Source organism: Phycisphaerae bacterium (assembly GCA_028714855.1).
Taxonomy (GTDB): Bacteria; Planctomycetota; Phycisphaerae; order Sedimentisphaerales; family Anaerobacaceae; genus CAIYOL01.
Genome location: JAQTLP010000001.1, coordinates 314,938 through 337,971, shown reverse-complemented (window position 1 = coordinate 337,971; position 23,034 = coordinate 314,938). Strand labels below are relative to the sequence as shown.

The window sequence follows — 23,034 nt, the reverse complement described above, 5'->3', positions numbered from 1 at the left end:
CACAATGGCACAAGCAGATATTGGTCTGGTGGGTCTGGCGGTGATGGGTGAAAACCTGATACTTAATATGGAAAGCAAAGGATTTACGGTCGCGTGTTTCAATCGCACCGTTTCAAAAGTTGACGATTTTATAAACGGCCGTGCTAAGGGCAAAAAAATCATCGGCTGCAAGACAATCGAAGAGTTTGTCGCATCGTTAAAGACGCCTCGCAAGATAATGCTGATGGTCAAAGCCGGGCAGGCGGTAGATGACTTTATCGAACTGCTCTTGCCTCATCTTGGAAACGGGGACATCATAATCGACGGCGGCAACAGTCATTTCCCCGATACCATTCGGCGGACACAGTATGTCGAGAGTAAAGGCAAGCTATATATCGGCACGGGAGTCTCCGGCGGAGAAGAAGGCGCGCTGCGAGGGCCATCGATTATGCCGGGCGGTTCGCCGGCGGCGTGGCCACATGTCAAGCCGATATTCCAGGCGATATGCGCCAAGACAGACGACGGCAGCCCGTGCTGTGACTGGGTCGGTGAAAACGGGGCAGGACATTTTGTGAAAATGGTGCATAACGGCATAGAATACGGCGATATGCAGATGATATGCGAAGTCTACAGTATGATGAGAGAGGGATTGGGCCTATCTAATCAGGAAATGCACCAGATTTTCGCAGAATGGAACGAAGGCGAGCTGAAATCATACCTTATCGAGATTACAAGGGACATCCTCGCATACAAGGATGAACAGGGCAACGAGGTTATTGATACTATTCTTGATACAGCCGGCCAGAAAGGCACGGGCAAGTGGACGGTTGTCGCAGCCCTTGATGCAGGCCAGCCGTTGACGCTTGTGGGCGAGGCGGTTTTCGCGAGATGTCTTTCGGCCATAAAGGAAGAGCGCGTCGAAGCGTCGAAAATTCTCAAAGGGCCGAAGGCGAAATTCAAAGGGGATAAGAAAAAATTCATCAACGACCTGCGAAGCGCCCTTTACGCGTCGAAGATTGTAAGTTACGCACAGGGCTATCAGCTGATGCGTGCGGCGGCGAAGGAATACAAGTGGAACTTAAATAACGGCGGCATCGCGCTTATGTGGCGAGGCGGGTGCATTATACGCTCGGTATTCCTCGGCGATATAAAGAAGGCCTTCGACAAAAATCCAAACCTCGTCAATTTACTGATTGACCCGTTCTTCAAGAGAGCGGTAACGAAGACACTGCCAAGCTGGCGACGGGTTGTTTCCGCGGCGGTCAAATTCGGCGTCCCGATGCCGGCCATCAGCTCGGCCCTTGCATATTATGACGGTTATCGCCACGAGCGACTGCCGGCAAATCTGCTGCAGGCACAGCGGGATTATTTCGGCGCACACACATACGAACGAGTCGATAAGCCAAGGGGCCAGGTCTTCCACACGAACTGGACCGGACGAGGCGGCCAGACAGCGGCGTCAACTTATACGGTTTAAAAGAAACAATTAAAAAGTCAGAGGAGACGATAATGGAACTAAAAAATGTCAAAGAACAGGTAGCTAAAATCATCAAAGAAACCCAGATAGCCGACATTCATACGCATACATACAGCGAGGCCTTCGGCGATTTACTTTTATGGGGCATCGATGAACTTCTAACATATCACTACCTCATCGCGGAGCTGTTCAGGTATAAGCCGGAGCTGGATTACAATGAATTCTGGAATATGCCGAAGCAGAAACAGGCGGAGCTTATATGGGAAGAGATGTTTATAAAAAATTCTCCGATAAGCGAAGCCGCACGCGGGGTGGTGACAGTACTGAACTCGCTCGGGCTGGACGTGAAAGATAAAAACCTCAGCAAAATACGCAAGTATTTCGCAGGGATTCCGACCGGTGAATATGTCGATAAAGTTTTCGAACTCGCCAATCTTAAGTATGTCGTTATGACAAACGACCCGTTCGATAAAACAGAGCAGAAGGTATGGAACAACGGCGGCAATCCGGACAGCAGATTTAAGGCGGCGTTGAGAATAGACAACATACTCAATAATTTCAAACAGTACGGTAAAGAAATAAACGGGCAAATAACAGGCGACAAGGCGGACGCAAAAACGGTAAGCCTGGTTAAAGATTTCCTCAAGAAGTGGATTGAGAAGATGAATCCGATGTATATGGCGGTTTCGCTGCCGCCTGATTTCCGCATAGATGACGGCGGGACAAGGGCGAAACTGATTCTCGAATGCGTGCTTCCGATTGCGCGTGAACATAAGCTGCCATTTGCAATGATGATAGGGGTCAAGAGGTCGGTAAACCCGGCATTGAGGGTCGCAGGCGACGGCGTAGCGAAGGCGGACGTCGAGCAGGTAGAGAAGATTGCGCGTGACTGGCCGGACGTGAGACTGCTGGTGACGATGCTGTCTCGTGAAAACCAGCACGAGCTTTGCATTGTCGGCCGCAAGTTTAAGAACTTGATGATATTCGGGTGCTGGTGGTATTTGAATAATCCGAGCATTATCAAAGAGATGACGTACGAACGCATCGAAACTCTGGGACTGACGATGATACCGCAGCACAGCGACGCCCGCGTGCTCGACCAGGTCATATATAAATGGTCGCACTCGCGGAAGGTCATTGCCGAGGTTTTGGGCGAGAAGTATTCGGACATTGCCGGGGCGGGATGGCCTGTTACGGAAGCGGACATTAAAAGAGACGTGAACCGGATTCTCGGCGGTCAGCTTCTGACTCAATAAACTTGTCCGGACGGCCAAACAATCGGTTGCATAACGCGAGGGAATGTGGTATAGACGGGTGCGTGGAAACCGCAGAATTAAAATCTACGATAGCAGAATTGTTGGCCCGGGTGGCAAAAATCCGGGACTGGCTTTGATTTGCCCGGCAAGAAGGCGCAACGGGGGCAATTAGAAGAGAAGATGAGCAAGCCGGGGTTTTGGGACAATTCTGATTCGGCACAATCGGTAGTCACACAATTAAGCGCACTTAAATCAATCATCGAGCCGGTGGAGGAGCTTGCCCGCGAGGTCAAAGATCTGGCGGAGCTGTTCGAGCTGGCGGCGGCGGAGTCGGACAAAGAAGAGCTGGCACAGGTAGAAGATGATTTAGCGGCACTGGTAAAGCGATGCGAACAAATCGAGCTGCAGGGGCTATTATGCGGGCCTGATGACGCGAAGAACTGCTTTTTCAGCATTCACGCTGGGGCGGGCGGGACAGAAAGCTGCGACTGGGTCAGTATGCTGCTGCGGATGTACGGGCGATATTTCGAAGCAAAAAAATACAAGGTCGAGGAGCTGGATATTTCGCCGGGCGAAGAGGCGGGGCTGCGGTCGGTGACGCTAAAGGTAAGCGGGCCGTTCGCGTTCGGCAATCTTTCATGCGAACTGGGCGTTCACAGGCTGGTGCGAATAAGCCCATTTGACTCCAACAAAAGACGGCATACGAGCTTCGCAGCGGTCGATGTCGTGCCTGAAACCGATGATATTGATATTGACATAAACGAAGAAGACCTCAAAATAGATTTCTATCGCGCGGGCGGGGCAGGCGGCCAGCACGTCAATAAGGTAAGCTCGGCAGTAAGAATTGTGCATATACCCACAGGGGTCGCGGTGCAGTGCCAGAACGATCGGAGCCAGCACCGCAACAAGGCGGAGGCAATGAAGATGCTGAAGAGCAAGCTGTATATGCTTGAACAGCAGAAACGCGACGCAGAGCTTGCGAAAGTGTACGGCAATAAAGGCGAAATAGCGTGGGGAAACCAGATACGAAGCTATGTGCTGCAGCCCTACCAAATGGTCAAGGACCATCGAACTGATATTCAGACGGGCAATGTGGATTCGGTGCTGGACGGAGACATCGACATCTTTGTTGAGGGCTATTTAAGATACAGGGTCAAAAACAAAAATAAGGATTAACAAAAATGAAGGAAATTATCGAGATCGAACTAAAAACACGCAAGATTGATTTCAGCAAATGTAAAACAGATTTGCTCGCAACAGGACTATTCAGCGACGTTAAAGGGCTGGACAAATTAAACGCAGAACTGGATGAAAAGCTCGGCGGCGCAATTGAGCAAGTAATGAAACTCGGGGATTTCAAAGGCAAAGCAGGGACAAGTGCCGTCGTTTACGGAAACGACAATATAGGAGCCAAGAGGGTACTGCTGGTCGGCTTAGGCGAGAAAAAGAAGGCGACGCTTGATACGGTCCGCAAGGCGGCGGCCAACGCGGCAAAGAAATCGGTGGAACTAAAAGCAGAAAATCTAAGCTTAGCACTGCATCGGGCATTCGACGGCAAATTTGATTTGGCAGCGGTGGGCAGAGCGATGGCTGAGGGGACATATCTCGGCAGCTACCGGTATGATGAGTTCGTTACTGGTAGCGAAAACGGACGATTGAAATCGCTGAGCGTTGAGGTAATCGATTCGGATTCAGGTAAGGAGGCGAAATTAAAGAAAGGCCTTTCGATGGGTATCATCATCGGCAAGGCACAAAGTTACGCGAGGACGCTGGCGAATAGGCCGGCCAATGTAATAAATCCTGAGACACTTGCGGCGGAAGCAAAGAAAACAGCAAAGGTAACGGCGGGACTGACGTGCACAATTTTAGATGAAAAGCAAATGGCCGCGAAGGGGATGGGCGGAATTCTCGCGGTAGGTTCGGGGTCGAAGAATCCTCCGAGATTTATCGTTTTGAAATACAGCCCAGCAGGTAAAGCGGCGAAAAATAAGCCTACAATCGCACTTGTCGGCAAAGCTATAACTTTCGATTCCGGCGGGATTTGCATTAAACCATCGGCCAATATGGATGAGATGAAATTCGACAAAAGCGGCGGAATCGCAGTGCTGGGAACAATGAAGGCGGCGGCGGAACTGAAGCTGCCGATTAACATTTACGGGATAATACCGGCGGCGGAAAATATGCCCAGCGGGACAAGCTACCGGCCGGGGGACATTATTACCACGTTCAGCGGCAAAACCGTCGAGGTGCTGAACACCGACGCCGAGGGCAGAATGATACTCTGCGACGCCCTTGCATACGCCGTGAAACAAGACTGCGATGTTATCATTGACATAGCGACGTTAACAGGGGCATGCGTGGTCGCTTTAGGAAAATATATGGCGGGGCTGATGGGAAACGACGAGAAACTAATGAAACAATTACAAACAGCGGCGGAAGAAAGCGGAGAAAAAGTCTGGCTTATGCCGAGCGGCGATGAATACGCGGAAGAAATGAAGAGCAAGATAGCCGACCTGAAAAATACCGGCAGCAAATGGGGCGGGGCATGCACGGCGGCGGCTTTCCTGCGGCAGTTTACAGGTGATGCGAAATGGGCCCATGTGGACATCGCAGGAATGGATATGTTCGAGGCGGCCACGGAGCATACGACGCAAGGCTCAAGCGGGTTCGGCGTGCGGCTGCTGACTACTTATCTTATGAACATTGCCAAATAACAAGGTAAAAATATGAACTCGAAAGATAAAACGAAAGTAGATATCGAACGGATTGAGAAAGCGGTCAAAGAAATACTCTTGGCTGTAGGCGAAGACGTTGAGCGTGAGGGACTAAAGAAGACGCCGACGCGCGTAGCAAAAATGTACGCCGAGCTGCTGGCCGGGATGAATGAGGACCTCAAACAGCATATCCAAAGTGTTTTTAGCGAAGATTACGACGAGATAGTTCTGCTGCGTGACATACCTTTTTACAGTGTTTGCGAACATCATTTAATGCCGTTTATAGGCTCGGCCCATGTTGCATACCTGCCTGCAGGCGCGGTGCTTGGAGTCAGCAAACTAGCCCGTATTGTTGATTGTTTTGCCCGCCGGCTGCAGGTGCAAGAGCGGCTTACGAGCCAAATAGCTGATTTTATAATGAAAGAGCTAAAGCCGCGGGGTGTTGCGGTGGTGCTGGAGGCGTCACACAGCTGTATGACTATCCGCGGCATAAAAAAGCCCGGGTCGGTAATGGTAACTTCTGCGCTTCGCGGGATATTCAGAAGAGACCCAAAGAGCAGAAGCGAGATTATGAGTCTGATGCACCAGGGTAATAAGTAGAAGATTTTTATTTATGCATAATCTATCAAGACTTGTGCGGTTTTCGATAAATCCTTTTCTGCCGGAGGACAGTATCGGTTTTAACTCGTTCGCATCAAAACCGGCAGGCGAAGGGCTGTCAATATTTTTCGAATTGACTGTTGCGCTGGCGGGTGAGGTCGAGCCGACTACGGGATTTGTCGTCAACGTAAGTGATGTTGACAAGAAAGTGCAGGAATACGTTGTGCCGATTTTTGCCCGGCAGATAAGAGAAGACTTTCGGCAGGGCAGACATATAGGGTTTGCCGGAATAACAAAACTTTTAAACTCGGCGTGGGGACAATTAGCCGACAAATTCGGGACGGCAAGATTGAAAGAATTGAGCCTGGCGATGAATCCTTTCAGAAAGGCAGCGATTGACTGCGAAGACTGCAAGATGAGCTATTTTAGCGAGAAATTTGAATTTGCGGCGACACATAAGCTTTGGAACTACGATTTTTCAGATGAACGCAACCGGAAGGTCTTCGGCAAATGCGCAAACCCGGCCGGTCACGGGCATAATTATGTTGTCGAGGTTACGATAAAGAGGCCGACAGGAAAAAATGATTTTTGTATCAGTGATTTTGAAAAAGCAGTGGATGACGAGCTTATAAAAGTGGTTGACCACAAAAATCTGAACGCAGATGTGCCGTATTTTGCCAAAGCGATTCCGACCGTAGAGAATATCGCAGCTTTTGCGTGGGAGAAGCTGGCGGGCAAATTCGGCGAAGCGGCGCTGCATTGCGTAACAGTCTGGGAAACCGATAAGACATCCTGCTCATACTGCGGATAGCGATTATAAAGAAAAACCACGCTTAGAGAGGAGATGCCGAGGCAAGTTATGTTCGGTAGTAAGCGAAACTTAGCTATTCTTGTTGTTTTACAAATTGTTCTGGGGCTGGTGTATCTTAACTCTGTTCCCCGTACTCACATAGATGAAGTGTGGGATTCATCACTGGGCTATAACTTGGCCCATCAAGGCAGCCTTAAACATCCATTTATTGAAGGCTTCGGCGGGATGGATATACACTTTATCCAAAGTCGTGTTGTGCTGCCGCTGGTTAACGCCGCAATTTTTAAGATTGTTGATTACAGCATTGCAACCAGTCGCATAGGTTCGGTGCTATTTGGAGCACTTGCTGTTGTTAGTATCTATGCGGTTACGCGTCGCTGGTTCGGAGAAAAGCAGGCTTTCTGGATTGGCCTGGCAACCATTATTCATCCATGGTTCTTTGACGCCAGCCGGCGTGCCCGACCTGAAATTTATTACACTGCCTTGGCATTAGTGTTCTTATGGCTAATGGTAGTTTTTTTTGATTCCGGCTCAAGACGAAGCGCTTTGTTTGCAGGAGTCTTCGCCGGTTTATCCAGTCTGGCACATCCAACCGGTTTAATCATAGTTTTCATAATTGGCTGCGTTATTATCGTCCGGCAAAGAGGCAAGTTAATTGGGCGTCTGATTCCATGGGCAGCCGTTGGGTTTGTTGTAACTATTCTGCCGTATGTCATCTATGTTTTCTGGGCTATACGAAACCCGCAAGTCAGTTTCACGGAACAAATGCAGATTGGCATGTTACATAAATTGCTTTTACGCGGTGAAATCAATCGCTGGAAAAGTTTTTTACAGTGGCCCGAGGGGGCTCCGCTTGCAATCATTATGTTAGCTTCATGGGTCCTGGCGTGGTATCGGTCAACTGCTGCAGATAAAATTCTCGCTTCTATCATTGTCTTACTCGCACTGATTCTACCTTTTGCTACTGTCAGCCCTACTGCACGGTATCTGGTAGTGATTACTCCTTTGCTCTGCGCTCTGGTAGTTCGCCTGATATGGCGAGTTATAGAAGATAAGGGTGTAATTCTGCAGAACTGGTATAAATTGCGTTTCGCGATTAGTGTTGGTACTGCGGTTATCTATTTGTCAACAGGCGCTGTGTTCATTGGACTAATGTTTTATTGTCTGCACGGAGCTGATTTTAACAAGGTAATAAATCATGTGGCATCGGCAGTCGGCCGGGAAAGCCGCATCTACGGCAACCCGATTTTCTGGGTGGGTCATGACAAATACAAGTATGGTCCTTATCCAGTAATCTATAAAGACTTTCTACTAAAAGATGGTCTCAAGATGGCCCGCAAACATCATTTTGATTATGCAGTAAGAACCGCCTGGTTAGTAGCCCCCCCTGACGCGTTTGGTCGGCCATCTGAAGTAATGCCAATGTTCCGGGACGATTGCCTCGGCGACTGGATTTGCCGCAGATTCGGCACCAAAATAGATGAGTTCTATGACCCTTATTACGGACCGATTGAGATATACAAGCTTAATTGGGAAAGTTCTCCTAAAATTCTGAAAGTGAAATAATGACAGAAAGACCTTTCGTAAATTTAGCCGGAACCACATGTTGTGTTACTATTCTGAAAGCCGATGAAGCATTCTATTCCCATTAGGGGTAACATTCAGATAACTGATATACTCAAAAGGCAAATATAGGGACAAAGAATGTTGGGTTGGAAGCGTAATATAATTTTTCTGGTTCTACTGCAACTTTTGTTGGGGTTGGCCTATCTGGAAAGAATCCCGCGTATTTATATAGACGAAATTTGGGATTCCTCGCTGGGTTATAGTTTGGCAAATGAGGGGTCGTTAAGGCACCCCTCTATCGAAGGTTTTGGCGGGTCGGATATTCACTATGTTCCGCCTAGAGTAGTTTTGCCTGTGGTTTGTGCTGCAATTTTTAAGGTGACCGGCTACAGTATTACAGCCAGTCGGATTGGCTCGGTACTATTCGGGACATTAGCAACGGTAAGCTTTTACGCAGTTATGCGTCGTTGGTTTGGCGAGAAGCAGGGGTTCTTTATTGTATTGGCATTCATTATTCATCCGTGGTTTTTCGAAGTTAACAGGTGTTCCCGGCCTGAAATTTATTGCACGGCGCTGGCATTAGTGTTCTTATGGCTAATGGTGGTTTTTTTTGATTCCGGTTCACGACGAAGCGCTTTCTTCGCAGGAGTCTTTGCCGGTTTGTCCAGCTTATCGCATCCAAACGGTTTAATTCTTGTTTTTGCGATTAGCTGCGTTTTAATTGTTTGGCAGAGAGGCAAACTGTTACTGCATCTAATTCCCTGGGCAATTATGGGCTTGGCGATAACAGTTTTGCCGTATGTCATTTATGTTCTTCGAGCTATACAGGACCCACAAGTTAGTTTCACAGGGCAGATGCTAATCAACGCATTACATAAATCTCTTGTTCAAGCTGAAATAACTCGCTGGAAGATTTTTCTGCAATTGCCAGAGGGAATTCCCCTTGCAATTATTATGTTAGTTTCGTGGATTATGGCGTGTTACCGGTCAACTGCTGCGGATAAAGCTATTGCTGCTATCGTTGTTATTTTCGTTTTAATACTGCCTTTTGCTACTGTTAATTATATAGGACGGTATCTTTTTGCGACAATTCCATTCTTTAGTGCTTTGATAGTCCGTTTGATTTGGCGGTTAACAGCAGACAGGAATTTACTTTTACAGAATTGGTGTAAATTACGTTATGCAATTAGCACGGGTATAGCGGCAATCTATTTGTTAACGTGCCTTACGTTCATCGGATTAATGTTTTATTGTTTGCGAGGAGCTGATTTTACCAGAGTAATAAATCGCGTTGCATCAGTTGTTGGTTCCAAGAGTAGTGTTTACGGCAACCCGATTTTCTGGCTTGGTCATGACCAATATAAGTATGGTCCTTATCTAATAACCCACGAAGATCTTCTCTTACAAGATGCTATTAAGATGGTCAGCAAACATCGTTTTGATTATGCAGTAAGAACCGCCTGGTTTGGGGCGCCACCTGTAGGGATTGCTCGACCGCCTCTTGCAATGCCTGGCTTTAGAGATAATTCCATTGATGACTGGGTGTGCCGTAAATTTGGCACCAAAATAGATGAATTTCAGGACCCTTATTACGGACCGATCGAGATATATAAGCTTAATTGGGAAAAGGGACCGCATTGAGATAACGCAATGACAAAAGCACACGAACTATCCAATATAAAAAATGATGCTGTAAAGAAACGTCCGGTTCTTCGTAAAACGGTCATAATTGTTCTTGTTCTGATTGTTCTCACAGCCATCATTGGTGTCGCGGCGTTAATTCATAATAATGTATCTTTCACCAGTGATGAGGTCTTTGCTGAACAGATGGACACAGCGATAGCATCGGCAGAGAAATGGGTAAGCAGCAACAAGATGGATATACTGGAGAGGAGAAATATAGGGCTGCTGAAAATGCTTCGTGAATGCGATGCGATGAAACCTAATCCGGTATTCGAGGAAATAGTCAAAAGCTTTTTGGCAGCAAGGTGCCAACCAGAATGCTGGAAGCGTTTGATAGACCCAAACTGGCCTGTGAACGAGATGGAATTGAATCAAACAATTAAGAATGAGAACACAGATAATAAGTGGGTTTTGTACGCGATGGCGCCAGATAAAGCAAAGATTACCCCCGAAGAGATGCACTTGTTTGAGCCGGAGCGATGGAGGGGACGGAAGCTTGCACATCAACTCGACGCATTGACTGCCTTGAGAAAAACCAAGGGCGCGACCAAACAGCTGGATGAGCTCATTGAGCATCTCTCCAATAGGGTAAGCAACGAGCTTTTTTTTGACGTGCTGAAGATAGATATTGGGCAGGTTGCGTTTGTTCTAAGGGCGGGCTTCCCGGAGAAAATTAACAGGCGATGGGTTGAGAGGATAGTCGCCAGCCAACTGCCTGACGGCGGCTGGAACAACAGGTGGTGTTATTTTGTTTCAGAGAGGAGGTCTGTCTTTGATTTTAGCATCCCACCAAGTAACCAACACGATACACTTCTAGCGCTTACAGTGTTGTACCTGGCAAGATACGAGTATCCGGAACACTTCGGCTTGAAATAAAGCTCATCAATTATGTCCATGTAAACCAGCTAAACGGCTTTTGGCCACAGCTCCTCCCGAAAAACATTCTCCTAATATCGTCCATTTTGCGTGCGTTTTTGTTGCATGGAACACGGTGGCCGGTATAATTCAATAGCAAAGGTGATTTCTAAGTAAAGACCTATAAAAACGGCCTTTTTAGCATTACAAAGAGGGGTCGCAGCGGCACTTTGCCCAAGGGAAATAGATGTGAACCCATATGATGTTAAACACGTATAATTTTTGCCGCAAAACTCGGCTGATAATACTTGTTGGAGGAGTGTCTTACTAAAGCTATCTCCTTTATTTGCCGATACTTATGTTATAAGAAGACCGGCGTGCAAAGTTGCATGCTCTGCCTTCCATAAGAGGCCGTCCCAAAGAAGGTTGCCCCAGCACTAAGGGAGTACTTGCTGTTACAGCGCAACCGACAGGGACGGAGTCTATAAAAGCTGATTACATACCATTGAGGCCTATATGAAAGCACTTATTACAGGAGGGGCGGGATTTATAGGCTCCCATCTGGCAGAACGGTTACTAAAAGACGGGCACAAGGTCGCGGTTATTGATAACCTCAGTACCGGCAGTTTAAAAAATATTGCCCCCCTGCTTTCCTGCGAAGGCAAGAATGGGGGCAATTTTAATTTTGTAGAAGGCGATATCCGCAATGCCGAATTGATGGAGCCACTAACAGAGCAATGCGACGTAGTCTATCATTTAGCTGCGGCCGTCGGCGTCAAGTTGATAGCTGACAGACCGGTCCATACGATAGAAACCAATATCGGCGGCACCGAGGTGGTGTTAGAGACAGCCAATAAGTTCGGCAAAAAAATTCTGATTGCCTCAAGCAGCGAAGTTTACGGAAAAAATGAAACAGTGCCCTTCAGCGAAGATGACGACATTGTTCTGGGCAGCACACGAATGTCACGATGGTCATACGCCTGCAGCAAGGCGATAGATGAATTCCTGGGTCTGGCTTTCCACCAGCAGTATAAACTGGACGTGATAATCGGCAGGTTCTTTAACACAATCGGGCCCAGACAAACAGGTCAATATGGAATGGTGGTGCCCCGTTTTGTTCAAAGAGCATTAAAGAACGAGCCAATTTCGATATACGGCACAGGCCAGCAAAGGCGCTGCTTTTGTTACGTGGAAGACCTTATCGACGCTGTCACGGGTTTGATGAACTGCAAGGAGGCGGCGGGACAAGTGTATAACATCGGCTCAAGTGAAGAAATTACCATCGAAAGTCTTGCTGATAAAATCATCGAGATGACGAACAGCAAAAGCAAAAAGGAATTTGTATCATACGAAAAAGCCTACGGCAGGCCCATCGAAGACATGATGCGGCGCGTACCCAACCTCGAGCGGATAAAAAATATGACCGGCTGGGAGCCCAAAACAAGTCTGGACGAGGGGCTGCGGGCGATTATAGAAAATTTTAAACAGGCAAAATAGAAGAATTGTCAGAGAGGCAAGATATCATGAAGAAAGCACTGGTTACCGGTATTACAGGACAGGACGGCTCATATCTTGCGGAACTACTGCTGCAAAAAGGATATCAGGTTTGGGGGATTGTTCGTCGAAGCTCCTCGTTCAACACGGACAGAATAGACCATCTTTACAAAGACCCACACAATCAGCCGGACCTTCGGCTGATTTATGGAGACCTGACCGACGGCAGCAATCTTCATTCGATATTAAATGATATTAATCCTAATGAGGTTTATAATCTCGGCGCACAAAGTCATGTCCGAGTAAGTTTCGATACGCCTATTTATACAGTCGATACAGACGCAGTTGGTACGCTTCGGATGCTTGAGGCGATTCGTGCCACCAAAAAGCAGGTGAAGTTTTACCAGGCCTCCAGCAGCGAGATGTACGGCAAGGTTGTCGAAACGCCGCAAACAGAAAAGACGCCGTTTTATCCGCGGAGTCCCTACGGCTGCGCAAAGGTGTACAGTTTCTGGCAAACGGTGAATTATCGCGAGGCTTACGGCCTGTTTGCATGTAACGGAATCCTGTTCAATCACGAATCGCCGAGGCGCGGCGAAACGTTCGTTACAAGAAAAATCACACGAGCGGCGACGCGAATCAAACTGGGTTTACAAGACAAGCTGTATTTAGGCAACCTGGACGCAAAACGTGACTGGGGATTTGCAGGCGATTACGTCGAGACGATGTGGCTGATGCTACAACAAGACAAACCCGACGATTATGTTATCGCCACAGGCGAGACACATTCAGTAAGAGAATTCTTAGATGAAGTGTTCGGCCATCTTGATTTGGACTGGCAGAAATATGTTGAGATTGACCCGCGATATTACAGGCCAAGCGAAGTTGATTTTCTGCAAGGCGACTCGAGCAAAGCCAGAAAGGTTCTAAAGTGGGAACCAAAGGTAACATTTAAGAAATTGGCAAAAATGATGACCGATGCTGATATGAAGCTCGCCGAGAATGAAAAGATTTTGAAAGACCACGGCAAGAGACAATGAGTGAATTTTTCGAAGACAAACGAATTGTTGTTACCGGCGGAGCAGGTTTTCTCGGCGGGTATGTTGTCGAAGGGCTTCAAAAACGGGGCTGTAAGAATATTTTAGTGCCGAAAATCGAAGACTATGACCTAGTTAAGATGGACGACATCGTTCGGATGTACGACGATATGAGACCTGACATTGTTATCCATCTTGCAGCGGTTGTCGGCGGCATCGGAGCCAACCGCGAGCATCCAGGCGAGTTTTTTTATAAGAACCTGATGATGGGTACCCAACTAATAGAGCAGGGACGAATTCATAACGTCAAAAAATTTGCGGCACTTGGGACGGTTTGCGCATACCCGAAATTTACGCCGGTGCCGTTTAAGGAAGAGGACCTCTGGAACGGATACCCGGAGGAGAGCAACGCGCCATACGGATTAGCTAAAAAGATGCTATTGGTGCAATCACAAGCCTACCGGGCCGAATACGGTTTTAATTCGATATTCTTATTGCCTGTAAATCTATACGGTCCCGGCGACAATTTCGATCCTAAAAGCAGTCACGTAATACCGGCGCTAATAAAAAAATGCGTCGATGCAATCGAATCTGGCGCCGACCATATTGATTGCTGGGGCACCGGCAAGAGCTCCCGAGAATTTATCTACGTTGCTGATGCTGCTGAGGGAATCCTGCTGGCGACAGAGTATTATAATGGAGATGAGCCGGTCAATATCGGGGCCGGATTCGAAATAACAATAAAGGAACTGGCGGAAAAAATCGCAAAAATAACGGGCTTTAAGGGAGAGATTCGCTGGGACAGCTCTAAGCCGGACGGTCAACCAAGGCGATGTTTGGATATTTCAAGAGCCAAAGAATATTTTGGTTTCGAAGCCAAAACCAGCTTCGAAGAGGGTCTTAAGAAAACAATTAAATGGTACAGGGAAAACCGCCCGCGAAAGATGGCTTAAAGATGGCTAAGCGTTTGGAAAAAACAAAAGGGAACTATTTCTTTCACTGTAGCGAACTGTTTTGGGAGGTGAAATTTCGAGGTCTTTTGATGAACTCGACCAAGCGGTGCGCACCAATGAAAGGGCCATCTGTTTGATTGGTGTTTGGGTTTTCAACATAATGAGTAGGATAATAAGTAACGTTGTAGCGTTTGGCAAGTTCGGGCTGTTTATCGACGTCAATAAGAATTGGAATAAAATTGGCCACGACATATTTTTGGACGTCGGGTTTGTTGTAGACCCCCTGCCACATATCTGAACTAAAGCGCGTACCTTGTCTAAAAAAGCAAATCAAAGCAGGTTTGTTTTGTTGTTTCGCCAGCTTGATGCCGGTGTGATAATCTTTTTCCCACCAACTAGTCGGGTCTCCCTTGTTTTCGGTCAAAAAGACAGCTACTACGAATATGGCAAAAACCAGAATAATTATCCATAAAGATCGAGAATGTTTTTGGCCGACGGGAGACGAAGATTGGTTCGGCGTCAAGCCTGTCGAGTCATCGTGATTACCGGCCTGTGTCTGTGCCACATAGACCTCCATATAAGACTGTTAGAATAAGTGTTTATTATAGGTAAAGCTGTCGACCAGTCAAGCTTTGCCGGCGTATTTTTTTCTTTAGTTTCAGAGGAGATAATAGTATGAGTGAGAATGTTTTAACTGTTGCAGTTGTCGGCGCCGGATATTGGGGCAAGAACCTGGTCCGCAATTTTGCCACAGCCAAAAGATGCAATTTGAAGTACGTCTGCGACCTCAACAAGAAAGTTCTGGCTTCCCAAAAGAAAAGTTTTCCTGCCGTTACAACCACATCCGAGCTGGATGAGATTTTAAACGATGCCGAAGTTAATGCGGTGATAATTGCTACTGAAGTGCCCACGCACTTTGAGATTGCGCGAAAGTCTTTGGAGGCCGGCAAACATACTTATGTTGAAAAGCCAATGACGTTAAAAGCTGCTGATGCGAAGGTGCTGGTTGAACTTGCAAAAGACAAGAAATTGAAATTGATGGTTGGCCACCTGCTGGAATATCATCCTGCGGTCAATTACCTCAAAGATATGATAGACAAAGGCCAGGTGGGTCAGCCTTATTATATGTATACTCAGCGGGTTAATTTGGGTATTGTTCGTAAAAATGAAAATGCCTGGTGGTCGCTGGCACCACATGATATTTCGATTATCTGCTACTTGCTCGGCTCCGAGCCGGTATCGGTGACAGCACACGGACAGTGCTATTTACAGAAGGACATTGAAGACGTGGTATTTGCCACGATTAAATTTGCAGACGGCAAAGTGGCAAACGTCCACTGCAGCTGGCTCGACCCTCACAAAATCAGGAAGATGACGGTTGTCGGCTCCGAAAAGATGGTAAGCTTTGACGATATGGAAGCGACGGAAAAAATACGAATTTATGATAAGGGTGCGGCAATAAAGCATGATATAACTACATCATACGCAGAAGTAATATCGCTCCGGTTCGGCGACATAGTGATGCCGAAGGTGCCGGGCGGCGAACCGCTCTCGCTGGAATGCAAGCACTTCGTAGATTGTGTACTTGACGGAACACCGATACGAAGTGACGGCATCGAAGGTTTAAGAGTTGTCAGGGTATTAGAGGCCGGGCAGAAGTCGTTAAAGAATAACGGCGAGCCCATTAATCCGGAGGATTTCTAATGAGCAAAGAAAAAGATTATTTCGTTCACGAGTCAGCGTATGTTGATGAACCTTGCGAGATAGGCAAAGGGACAAAGATATGGCATTTTTCACACATAATGAAAGACGTCAAAATTGGTGAAAGATGTATATTCGGCCAGAATGTCAATGTGGCCAATGAAGTTGTAATCGGCAGTAATGTGAAGGTCCAGAACAACATTTCAATTTATACAGGCACAATCATTGAAGACGATGTGTTTCTCGGCCCTTCGTGCGTCCTGACAAATGTTACGAACCCCCGCTCGCAGGTTATTCGGCACAGCATTTATGAAAAGACAATCTTTCGCCGCGGAGCAACTGTAGGTGCGAACGCAACTATTGTCTGTGGAATCGAGCTCGGACGTTACTGCTTTATAGCTGCCGGCGCCGTGGTGGCCAAGGACGTTCCGGATTATGCGCTGATGATGGGCAATCCAGCCAAGCAAAAGGGATGGATGAGCCGACATGGAATCCGTCTGCCAAAGCCGGATTCGGACGGCATTATGGTCTGTCCGGAGAGCGGCTATCATTACAAAGAAGTTACCCCCGGGGTGGTCAGGTGTCTCGATTTGGATGAGGAAGCACCCCTGCCACCAGAAAAAGCAATCGGCAAAATACCGTATGATGATTTTAAAAAACCTAATTAGCAGGAGACAATACAATGAACGTACCACTTTTGGATTTAAAGGCACAGTATGCAACAATTAAAGACGAAGTTTTAGCAGCTGTTTCGGAAGTGCTGGAAACTCAAATATGTATAGGCGGTCCGAAAGTTGCTGAACTGGAAAAGCAAGTAGCAGAAATAAGCGGATGTAAATTCGCAGTAGGAGCCTCCAGCGGCACCGATGCTATTTTGAACAGCTTAATGAGCCTGGATATCGGCCCCGGTGATGAGGTTATAACCACACCGTTTACTTTTTTCGCGACCATCGGCTGTATCTCCCGCACTGGCGCAACGCCGGTGTTCGTAGATATCGACCCGCAGACTTACAATATCGATGCCGAGCTCATCGCTTCGGCTGTTACAGAGAAAACCAAGGCGATTATGCCCGTCCATCTGTACGGGCAGATGGCGGATATGGATCCTATTATGGAAGTTGCCAGGAAACATAATCTTGCAGTGATAGAGGACGCCGCCCAGTCGATCACGAGCGTCTATAAAGGTAAAAAGGCAGGCAGTATTGGGACCGTGGGGTGCTTTAGTTTTTTCCCGAGCAAGAACCTCGGCGGCGTCGGGGACGGCGGTATGATAGTTACCAATGACGAGCAGCTTTATAACCGCCTGGTTATTATGCGTAATCACGGCAGCAAGCCGAAGTATTACCATAAATACATCGGCGGTAATTTCCGCCTTGACCCAGTACAGGCGGCGGTGCTTTTGGTCAAGTTGCCGCATCTGGACGACTGGTCTGAGGCCCGACGGCGCAATGCAGCCTATTACGATAAAAAATTCAAAGGAACCGTTGTAAAGACTCCTTATATCAGTCCTGACTGCGTGACCATTTATAACCAATACTGCATCCGGGTACCGAAACGCGATGAGCTGCTGGCGCATCTTCAAAATAATAAAATCGGCCGCGAAGTCTATTATCCCGTGCCAATGCATGTTCAGGAGTGCTTCAAGCACCTTGGTTACAAAAAGGGAGACCTGCCGGAATCTGAAAAGGCAGCCAATGAGATTATGGCTATTCCGATATATCCCGAGCTTACGGATGAAATGAAGGATTTTGTGGCAGAGACAATACTGGCATTTCTGGGATAGAAGCAGCAGATTTTAAGCAAATTGATTGTCGAAGAATAAATTTCGCAGATGACCAGGAGCCGGTAAGAGTAATATGTTGACCGGCTGGGAAATGGTGGGGTGATTATGACAAAGAAATCAGCAAAAATTTTGCGGGATGTTAGAATTACAGCAACGATAACGCTTATTTCTGTTATTCTTTTGAAGTCCGCCGCAGGGACAAGCACCGATTCTTCAGTGAATGATGTCGCGGACAAGACTTCCACAGATAAAGTTTCAGATTCGCAGACGGCCAACTCGCCCCCCAACCTGCCTTCGCCGAATCCTGGCTATCTATCGCCGGATGACCAGAACAAGGTCGCCCGGCTTTACCGCTTAACTACGGCATTTGACCAATACTATCAGGACAACTTCGATTCATCACGCAACTTTGCGAAGGACAACAAAGTTTATGGTTTACGCCGGGAACTCCAAGCCCTTCTCGATATGTACCGTGCAACAAACAAGCTCGACTATCTTGAAACCGCTAAAGGGCTGGTTTTAAAAGCAATAGCAGATGCCAAATCAAACCAGCGTACATTACTATGGTATGGCCAGGAGAGAGGAACTTGGCCCTGCTTCTATGTTAAGGAGGTTGCTGGCATGGGTGGTCACAACCAACTTAACGATTTCCAAGGTTCACACGGCTTTATGATGGTTGCCTCTGTACTTAAACAGGCAAATGTGAGCGGCTGGCAGGAGATTGCTGATTTTGTTGAACAGAAAATCATCAAAAAATGGTGGTACTACAATCCAAATTTAACTTTTGAAAAGCTCACTGGTTCCCAATCCAATATATACCTGCTTGCGAACATAGCGAGAAGTCGCGACGTACGAGAACAGTTCGCCGGCATCTGCCTTGACTTGAGTGAACTGGGATATCAAAAATACCCCTACCGCAACTGGTCAAAGTTATTGTTTGACATTTATCTTACAGAAAAAACCAGTTTGGATGAACCTTACCCAGATGCTCTTTACCGCAGTAAAGTGCCTAGCGACTGGGGGCTTTATCATCAGGCAGATGGTACTCTTATATGGTCATGGGGGGCAAGCGATTTAGTAAAATACGGTACTTTAGATACCTCACATGCCAATCGAACCATCTGGGCAGCCTGCCAAGCCTTTGAAAAGGGGCTGTTGCCCCAAAAAATAACCTTAAATAATCTGATTGTATCCTTTAAGAAAAACATCTGGGTTGCCCAGAAAGAGCCCCTGTTTTACTTTAACAACATGATAGATGGAACAGACCCCACACTAAGTATGGGGCCGGGCCGACAAGGTAATGTGTGGTTTGGATGGCATCGGCTCGCTGCTTATGATGAAAGCTTAAAGGCACTGTTTATCTCACTGGGGGAGGACCTAGCCAATGGCGGCCTAAATGTCATCGGTCAGAACAAAGGGATGAAAGAAGCACCTATCTGCCTAATCGCCTGGGCCGCAAGACTGATTTCTTCGCAGGGCAAACCAGAAGTATTCCCGTAAATAGCTTCAAGTTGCGACCAATATTTGAAAAAGTCATTGTAGCAACGAGAAAATATTTTGGCGGATTAACTAAATGATGAAAATTATCTGTGTATGTGGCGCCAGACCTCAGTTCGTAAAGGCGGCGGCTGTCAGCCGAGCTATCGTCAAATATAATACCGAAAATCCCAATTGTATAATTGACGAAAAGATTGTGCATACCGGCCAACATTACGATGAGAACATGTCGAAAGTATTTTTCGATGAATTAAAAATTCCCAGACCATATGTTAATCTTGAAGTTGGCTCAGGGCTACACGGAAGGCAAACGGGGCTTATGCTGGAAAAGGTCGAAGAAGTCCTTCTGGAGTTAAAACCTGATATTGTTTTAGTTTATGGCGACACGAACTCGACCCTGGCAGGCGCTTTGGCGGCAGCCAAGCTTCATATTCCGATTGCTCATGTCGAAGCCGGTTTAAGGTCATTTAACCGCAAAATGCCGGAAGAGATTAATCGTCTTGTAGCAGACCATTTGTCGAGTATTTTGTTTTGCCCGACAGATACTGCGGTTGAAAATCTGCAAAAAGAAGGCATCACCGATGGTGTGCATCAAGTAGGTGATGTTATGTATGACTCGGTACTGTTCAATGTCAATCTTGCGGAACAGTCCAGCCAAATAATGTCGAGGCTTGAACTGCCGTCCAAAGGTTATTATGTTGCCACAATTCACCGAGCAGAAAATACCAATGACACCAAACGTATGGATGACATCTTATCCGCATTCGGTCAAATCGATTTCCCCGTTGTCCTGCCGATGCATCCCCGAACCCGCAAGATATTGGGCAAAAAATTGACCAATATCAGTAAAAACGTCCGTGTCATTGATCCGGTTGCATATTTTGACATGCTGATGCTCGAAAAGAACTCTCGGCTGATACTGACCGATTCCGGAGGCATCCAGAAAGAAGCCTACTGGTTTAGCGTTCCCTGCGTTACTTTGCGTGACGAGACTGAATGGGTTGAAACTGTCGAGGCCGGCTGTAATATTTTAGCCGGGGCGGAGCGGCAAAGAATCGTAGATGCGGTCAAGCAAAATGAAAACAAGTCAACCGCTTATAACAGTATGCTTTATGGAGATGGACACTCAGCAGAACGAATCTGCAGGATTCTCCTTGAATCACAGGTAAATCAGATCTAAGGCCGTCCGGGCCGTTAATCACTCACTTGAGAAACAAGACCAAATGATAAAAATTATCTGCGTATGTGGCGCCAGACCCAATTTCATGAAGATTGCGCCGATTATACGGGCGTTTGAGGCAGCAGGCAATTTTGAGACACTGCTGTTACATACAGGCCAGCATTACGATAAGAATATGAGCAGGTTGTTTTTTGATGAGCTCCGGATTCCCAAACCGGATATAAATCTGGAGGTAGGCTCAGCAAGTCACGCCATTCAGACGGCCGAAATTATGAAGCATTTTGAGCCCGTTGTTCTGGATTTCAAGCCGGATTATGTGTTGGTGGTCGGTGATGTAAACAGCACGATTGCGTGCGGACTTGTTGCGGTAAAGCTCGGAGTCAAGTTAATTCATGTAGAGGCAGGATTGCGAAGTTTTGACCGAACGATGCCCGAGGAAATTAATCGTCTCCTTACTGACTCCATCTGTGATTTGCTCTTTGTAACCGAGCAGGCAGGTCTTGATAACCTCGCCAGAGAAGGAATTGATTCGAACAAGGTGCACTTTGTCGGCAATGTTATGATCGACACCCTGATGGAAAATCGTGAAAGGGCAAAGAAATCAGATATTCTGAGCAGGCTTGGGCTTATGAAAAAAGGTTATGCAGCAATTACGCTTCACAGGCCAAGCAACGTCGATGACTTCGATAAATTTGCTGAGATTATAGCCGCATTTGAAGAAATCCAGAAGGATTTAAAGCTGGTTTTTCCGATGCACCCTCGCACACGAAATAATATCAGACGTGGTAAGCTTGAGAAGCGGATAGAAGCAATAACAAACCTTATTCTGCTTGAGCCGATTGGCTACGTGGATTTTCTGCATCTGATGAGCAACGCTGCTTTGGTCATAACCGATTCCGGCGGCATTCAGGAAGAAACCACAATACTCCAAATACCGTGCATGACACTGCGTGAAAATACGGAACGGCCTGTAACTGTAACCGAAGGCACAAATTGCCTTGTACATATCGAGACTGAAGACATACTTAAACATTACAATGAAATAAAAGCTAACAACTTCGAAGCAAAAGGCAGAATTCCGAAATTCTGGGATGGCAAAGCAGCTGAAAGAATTGCGGATATACTTCAGCGGTTCTCCCTTTGATTTTTTGAAATCGTCTTTGGCCCCATAAGCATCTCGGGGTGAAATTGTGGATACAAATAAAATTATCAATATTATGATCGTTGGCGGTAATTATATCGGCAAAGGTGCCGAGGCAATGATGCTTGTTGTCAGGGATCAGGTAAAAAAGGTATTTCCGAATGTAAAGTTTTGGACGACACCAATTAATGAATCCGAAGCTGAAAAACTAAAAAAAGACGGGTTCAATCTTATATACCCAGAGCGCAGAAGCCGCTTGAACAAGGTGTTGAAATTGGCTGCAGCTGTACTCGGAATGAAACAACGTAAGAAATATGGAACTATCGAGTCCCGAGATAAGCTCGATAATATCTTTCGGACAACCGATTTTGTAATCGATATTGCCGGTTTCGTCTCAAGTGACCAGTTCGGTCCGCGTGCGTCCTTCCAGCGATGGTTAAATTACATGTGGGCTTATTATGCAGACAATAAGGTTATTTTTATGCCACAGTCTTGGGGACCGTTTAGAAATATATGGGTTAGGGTGTTTACCCGCTGGACTCTGAAAAAAGCAAGCTTTATCTGTGCAAGAGAAAAGGTTAGCTACGACTATCTTGTCAATGCACAATGTGCAAAAGCATCGGATGTTCATTACTGCAATGATATTGCCTTTCTCTTTGAAGTAGATAATACCCAAGCTGTTAGTCGTCAGTTATTAAATGGGATAGGCCTGCGAAGTAGCGAGTTGCCGGTAATTACTATAACACCTAATATGCGAATTTATGAGAGAGTCGAAGGGGAAGATGCAAACAATCGCTATGTGCGAATCCTCCTGGAAGTCATTCATTATTTCCTGGAAAATACCGACTGTAATGTCGTGTTGATTCCCCACGAGGCATCATATAATCGCCGCAATGATCCGCAGTTATGTGAATTACTGCTGAAATTGATGGGACCTAATACCCGTTTGGGAATGTTTTCCGGCAGTGAATCTGCACGACAGGTCAAATCGGTGATAGGAAATTCTGAACTGTTGATTGCAAGCCGGTATCACAGTCTCGTAGCTGCCCTCTCCATGCGTACGCCGGTTGCTGTTATAGGCTGGTCTCACAAATATGACGAGTTGATGGAACAGGTTGAATTATCTGATTTTATAGCCGATCCAGTCAGAAAAAAAGATGACGGGAAAACTCTTGAAATGATAATAAGAGCTTGGAAGCAGCGGGAACAAATCCAAAAAAAGCTCCAAGAGAAAGTTCCTGAGATAGAAAACAGCATGCAAAATACTTTTAAAAAAGTCATTAATATCATAAAACAGAAATAAGCTA

At 46.7% G+C, this 23,034-nt stretch carries 20 protein-coding genes; 19 read left to right on the top strand and 1 reads right to left on the bottom strand.

All coding sequences use genetic code 11. The annotated features are described in order from the left end of the window. The first annotated feature begins 4 nt into the window (after nucleotides 1-4). From gnd to PHG53_01430, 12 genes are all read left to right on the top strand, one after another. Entirely contained in the window at nucleotides 5-1,456 is a 1,452-nt protein-coding gene (gene gnd / locus PHG53_01485; protein MDD5380298.1) for a decarboxylating NADP(+)-dependent phosphogluconate dehydrogenase, read from the top strand. Between the two features lie 32 nt (nucleotides 1,457-1,488). Further along, nucleotides 1,489-2,712 carry a glucuronate isomerase gene (locus PHG53_01480; protein ID MDD5380297.1) on the top strand — a complete coding sequence of 408 codons (1,224 nt, stop codon included), beginning with the start codon at nucleotides 1,489-1,491 and terminating at the stop codon, nucleotides 2,710-2,712. A gap of 62 nt (nucleotides 2,713-2,774) precedes the next feature. Further along, nucleotides 2,775-3,888, top strand: a protein-coding gene (prfB, locus tag PHG53_01475; GenBank protein ID MDD5380296.1) for a peptide chain release factor 2 whose coding sequence is annotated in 2 segments (ribosomal slippage) — nucleotides 2,775-2,834 and nucleotides 2,836-3,888 — 1,113 coding nt in all. Because the reading frame shifts where the segments join, the coding sequence is not laid out codon by codon here. Between the two features lie 5 nt (nucleotides 3,889-3,893). Further along, on the top strand, nucleotides 3,894-5,426 hold the full coding sequence (locus tag PHG53_01470) for a leucyl aminopeptidase (protein MDD5380295.1): 1,533 nt from the start codon (nucleotides 3,894-3,896) through the stop codon (nucleotides 5,424-5,426). A 12-nt stretch (nucleotides 5,427-5,438) separates the two neighbouring features. Beyond that, nucleotides 5,439-6,026, top strand: a complete 588-nt coding sequence (gene folE, locus PHG53_01465; protein ID MDD5380294.1) for a GTP cyclohydrolase I FolE — start codon at nucleotides 5,439-5,441, stop codon at nucleotides 6,024-6,026. Between the two features lie 13 nt (nucleotides 6,027-6,039). Further along, nucleotides 6,040-6,837: a 6-carboxytetrahydropterin synthase gene (locus PHG53_01460; protein ID MDD5380293.1), complete on the top strand. Its 798-nt coding sequence runs from the start codon at nucleotides 6,040-6,042 to the stop codon at nucleotides 6,835-6,837. Between the two features lie 48 nt (nucleotides 6,838-6,885). Next, a complete protein-coding gene (locus tag PHG53_01455; protein ID MDD5380292.1) occupies nucleotides 6,886-8,403 on the top strand; it encodes a glycosyltransferase family 39 protein in 1,518 nt (505 codons plus the stop codon). 354 nt (nucleotides 8,404-8,757) lie between these two features. Next, nucleotides 8,758-10,044, top strand: a complete 1,287-nt coding sequence (locus PHG53_01450; GenBank protein MDD5380291.1) for a glycosyltransferase family 39 protein — start codon at nucleotides 8,758-8,760, stop codon at nucleotides 10,042-10,044. A gap of 9 nt (nucleotides 10,045-10,053) precedes the next feature. Continuing rightward, nucleotides 10,054-10,962, top strand: coding sequence for a hypothetical protein (locus PHG53_01445; protein ID MDD5380290.1), 909 nt, complete (start codon nucleotides 10,054-10,056; stop codon nucleotides 10,960-10,962). A 495-nt stretch (nucleotides 10,963-11,457) separates the two neighbouring features. Further along, nucleotides 11,458-12,438 (top strand): GDP-mannose 4,6-dehydratase, encoded by a 981-nt coding sequence (locus PHG53_01440; GenBank protein MDD5380289.1) that lies wholly within the window; start codon nucleotides 11,458-11,460, stop codon nucleotides 12,436-12,438. Between the two features lie 26 nt (nucleotides 12,439-12,464). Then, nucleotides 12,465-13,475, top strand: coding sequence for a GDP-mannose 4,6-dehydratase (gene gmd, locus PHG53_01435; GenBank protein ID MDD5380288.1), 1,011 nt, complete (start codon nucleotides 12,465-12,467; stop codon nucleotides 13,473-13,475). Next, entirely contained in the window at nucleotides 13,472-14,425 is a 954-nt protein-coding gene (locus PHG53_01430; protein ID MDD5380287.1) for a GDP-L-fucose synthase, read from the top strand. The genes gmd and PHG53_01430 overlap by 4 nt, the downstream gene beginning before the upstream one ends. A 43-nt stretch (nucleotides 14,426-14,468) precedes the next feature. Here PHG53_01430 and PHG53_01425 read toward each other — a convergent pair whose 3' ends face one another. Then, nucleotides 14,469-14,990: a DUF255 domain-containing protein gene (locus tag PHG53_01425; GenBank protein ID MDD5380286.1), complete on the bottom strand. Its 522-nt coding sequence runs from the start codon at nucleotides 14,988-14,990 to the stop codon at nucleotides 14,469-14,471. A 110-nt stretch (nucleotides 14,991-15,100) separates the two neighbouring features. On the opposite strand from PHG53_01425, the gene PHG53_01420 reads away from it, so the two are divergent. The 7 genes from PHG53_01420 (at nucleotide 15,101) to PHG53_01390 (ending at nucleotide 23,030) form a co-directional block, all read left to right on the top strand. Beyond that, nucleotides 15,101-16,129, top strand: a complete 1,029-nt coding sequence (locus PHG53_01420) for a Gfo/Idh/MocA family oxidoreductase (GenBank protein ID MDD5380285.1) — start codon at nucleotides 15,101-15,103, stop codon at nucleotides 16,127-16,129. Continuing rightward, nucleotides 16,129-16,794: an acyltransferase gene (locus PHG53_01415; GenBank protein MDD5380284.1), complete on the top strand. Its 666-nt coding sequence runs from the start codon at nucleotides 16,129-16,131 to the stop codon at nucleotides 16,792-16,794. Before PHG53_01420 ends, PHG53_01415 begins: the two co-directional genes overlap by 1 nt. 14 nt (nucleotides 16,795-16,808) lie before the next feature. Continuing rightward, entirely contained in the window at nucleotides 16,809-17,909 is a 1,101-nt protein-coding gene (locus PHG53_01410; GenBank protein MDD5380283.1) for a DegT/DnrJ/EryC1/StrS family aminotransferase, read from the top strand. A 105-nt stretch (nucleotides 17,910-18,014) separates the two neighbouring features. Beyond that, a complete protein-coding gene (locus tag PHG53_01405; protein ID MDD5380282.1) occupies nucleotides 18,015-19,409 on the top strand; it encodes a hypothetical protein in 1,395 nt (464 codons plus the stop codon). Between the two features lie 76 nt (nucleotides 19,410-19,485). Continuing rightward, nucleotides 19,486-20,586, top strand: a complete 1,101-nt coding sequence (gene wecB, locus PHG53_01400; GenBank protein ID MDD5380281.1) for a UDP-N-acetylglucosamine 2-epimerase (non-hydrolyzing) — start codon at nucleotides 19,486-19,488, stop codon at nucleotides 20,584-20,586. 43 nt (nucleotides 20,587-20,629) lie between these two features. Beyond that, nucleotides 20,630-21,730, top strand: a complete 1,101-nt coding sequence (wecB, locus tag PHG53_01395) for a UDP-N-acetylglucosamine 2-epimerase (non-hydrolyzing) (GenBank protein ID MDD5380280.1) — start codon at nucleotides 20,630-20,632, stop codon at nucleotides 21,728-21,730. Between the two features lie 46 nt (nucleotides 21,731-21,776). Next, a complete protein-coding gene (locus PHG53_01390; protein MDD5380279.1) occupies nucleotides 21,777-23,030 on the top strand; it encodes a polysaccharide pyruvyl transferase family protein in 1,254 nt (417 codons plus the stop codon). Nucleotides 23,031-23,034: the final 4 nt, after the last annotated feature.

Excerpts from the sequence above, each read along its gene's own strand:
- gnd (MDD5380298.1), top strand. The coding sequence starts at position 5 with ATGGCACAAGCAGATATTGGTCTGGTGGGTCTGGCGGTGATGGGTGAA.
- PHG53_01480 (MDD5380297.1), top strand. The coding sequence starts at position 1,489 with ATGGAACTAAAAAATGTCAAAGAACAGGTAGCTAAAATCATCAAAGAA.
- PHG53_01470 (MDD5380295.1), top strand. The coding sequence starts at position 3,894 with ATGAAGGAAATTATCGAGATCGAACTAAAAACACGCAAGATTGATTTC.
- folE (MDD5380294.1), top strand. The coding sequence starts at position 5,439 with ATGAACTCGAAAGATAAAACGAAAGTAGATATCGAACGGATTGAGAAA.
- PHG53_01460 (MDD5380293.1), top strand. The coding sequence starts at position 6,040 with ATGCATAATCTATCAAGACTTGTGCGGTTTTCGATAAATCCTTTTCTG.
- PHG53_01455 (MDD5380292.1), top strand. The coding sequence starts at position 6,886 with ATGTTCGGTAGTAAGCGAAACTTAGCTATTCTTGTTGTTTTACAAATT.
- PHG53_01445 (MDD5380290.1), top strand. The coding sequence starts at position 10,054 with ATGACAAAAGCACACGAACTATCCAATATAAAAAATGATGCTGTAAAG.
- PHG53_01440 (MDD5380289.1), top strand. The coding sequence starts at position 11,458 with ATGAAAGCACTTATTACAGGAGGGGCGGGATTTATAGGCTCCCATCTG.
- gmd (MDD5380288.1), top strand. The coding sequence starts at position 12,465 with ATGAAGAAAGCACTGGTTACCGGTATTACAGGACAGGACGGCTCATAT.
- PHG53_01430 (MDD5380287.1), top strand. The coding sequence starts at position 13,472 with ATGAGTGAATTTTTCGAAGACAAACGAATTGTTGTTACCGGCGGAGCA.
- PHG53_01420 (MDD5380285.1), top strand. The coding sequence starts at position 15,101 with ATGAGTGAGAATGTTTTAACTGTTGCAGTTGTCGGCGCCGGATATTGG.
- PHG53_01415 (MDD5380284.1), top strand. The coding sequence starts at position 16,129 with ATGAGCAAAGAAAAAGATTATTTCGTTCACGAGTCAGCGTATGTTGAT.
- PHG53_01410 (MDD5380283.1), top strand. The coding sequence starts at position 16,809 with ATGAACGTACCACTTTTGGATTTAAAGGCACAGTATGCAACAATTAAA.
- PHG53_01405 (MDD5380282.1), top strand. The coding sequence starts at position 18,015 with ATGACAAAGAAATCAGCAAAAATTTTGCGGGATGTTAGAATTACAGCA.
- wecB (MDD5380281.1), top strand. The coding sequence starts at position 19,486 with ATGAAAATTATCTGTGTATGTGGCGCCAGACCTCAGTTCGTAAAGGCG.
- wecB (MDD5380280.1), top strand. The coding sequence starts at position 20,630 with ATGATAAAAATTATCTGCGTATGTGGCGCCAGACCCAATTTCATGAAG.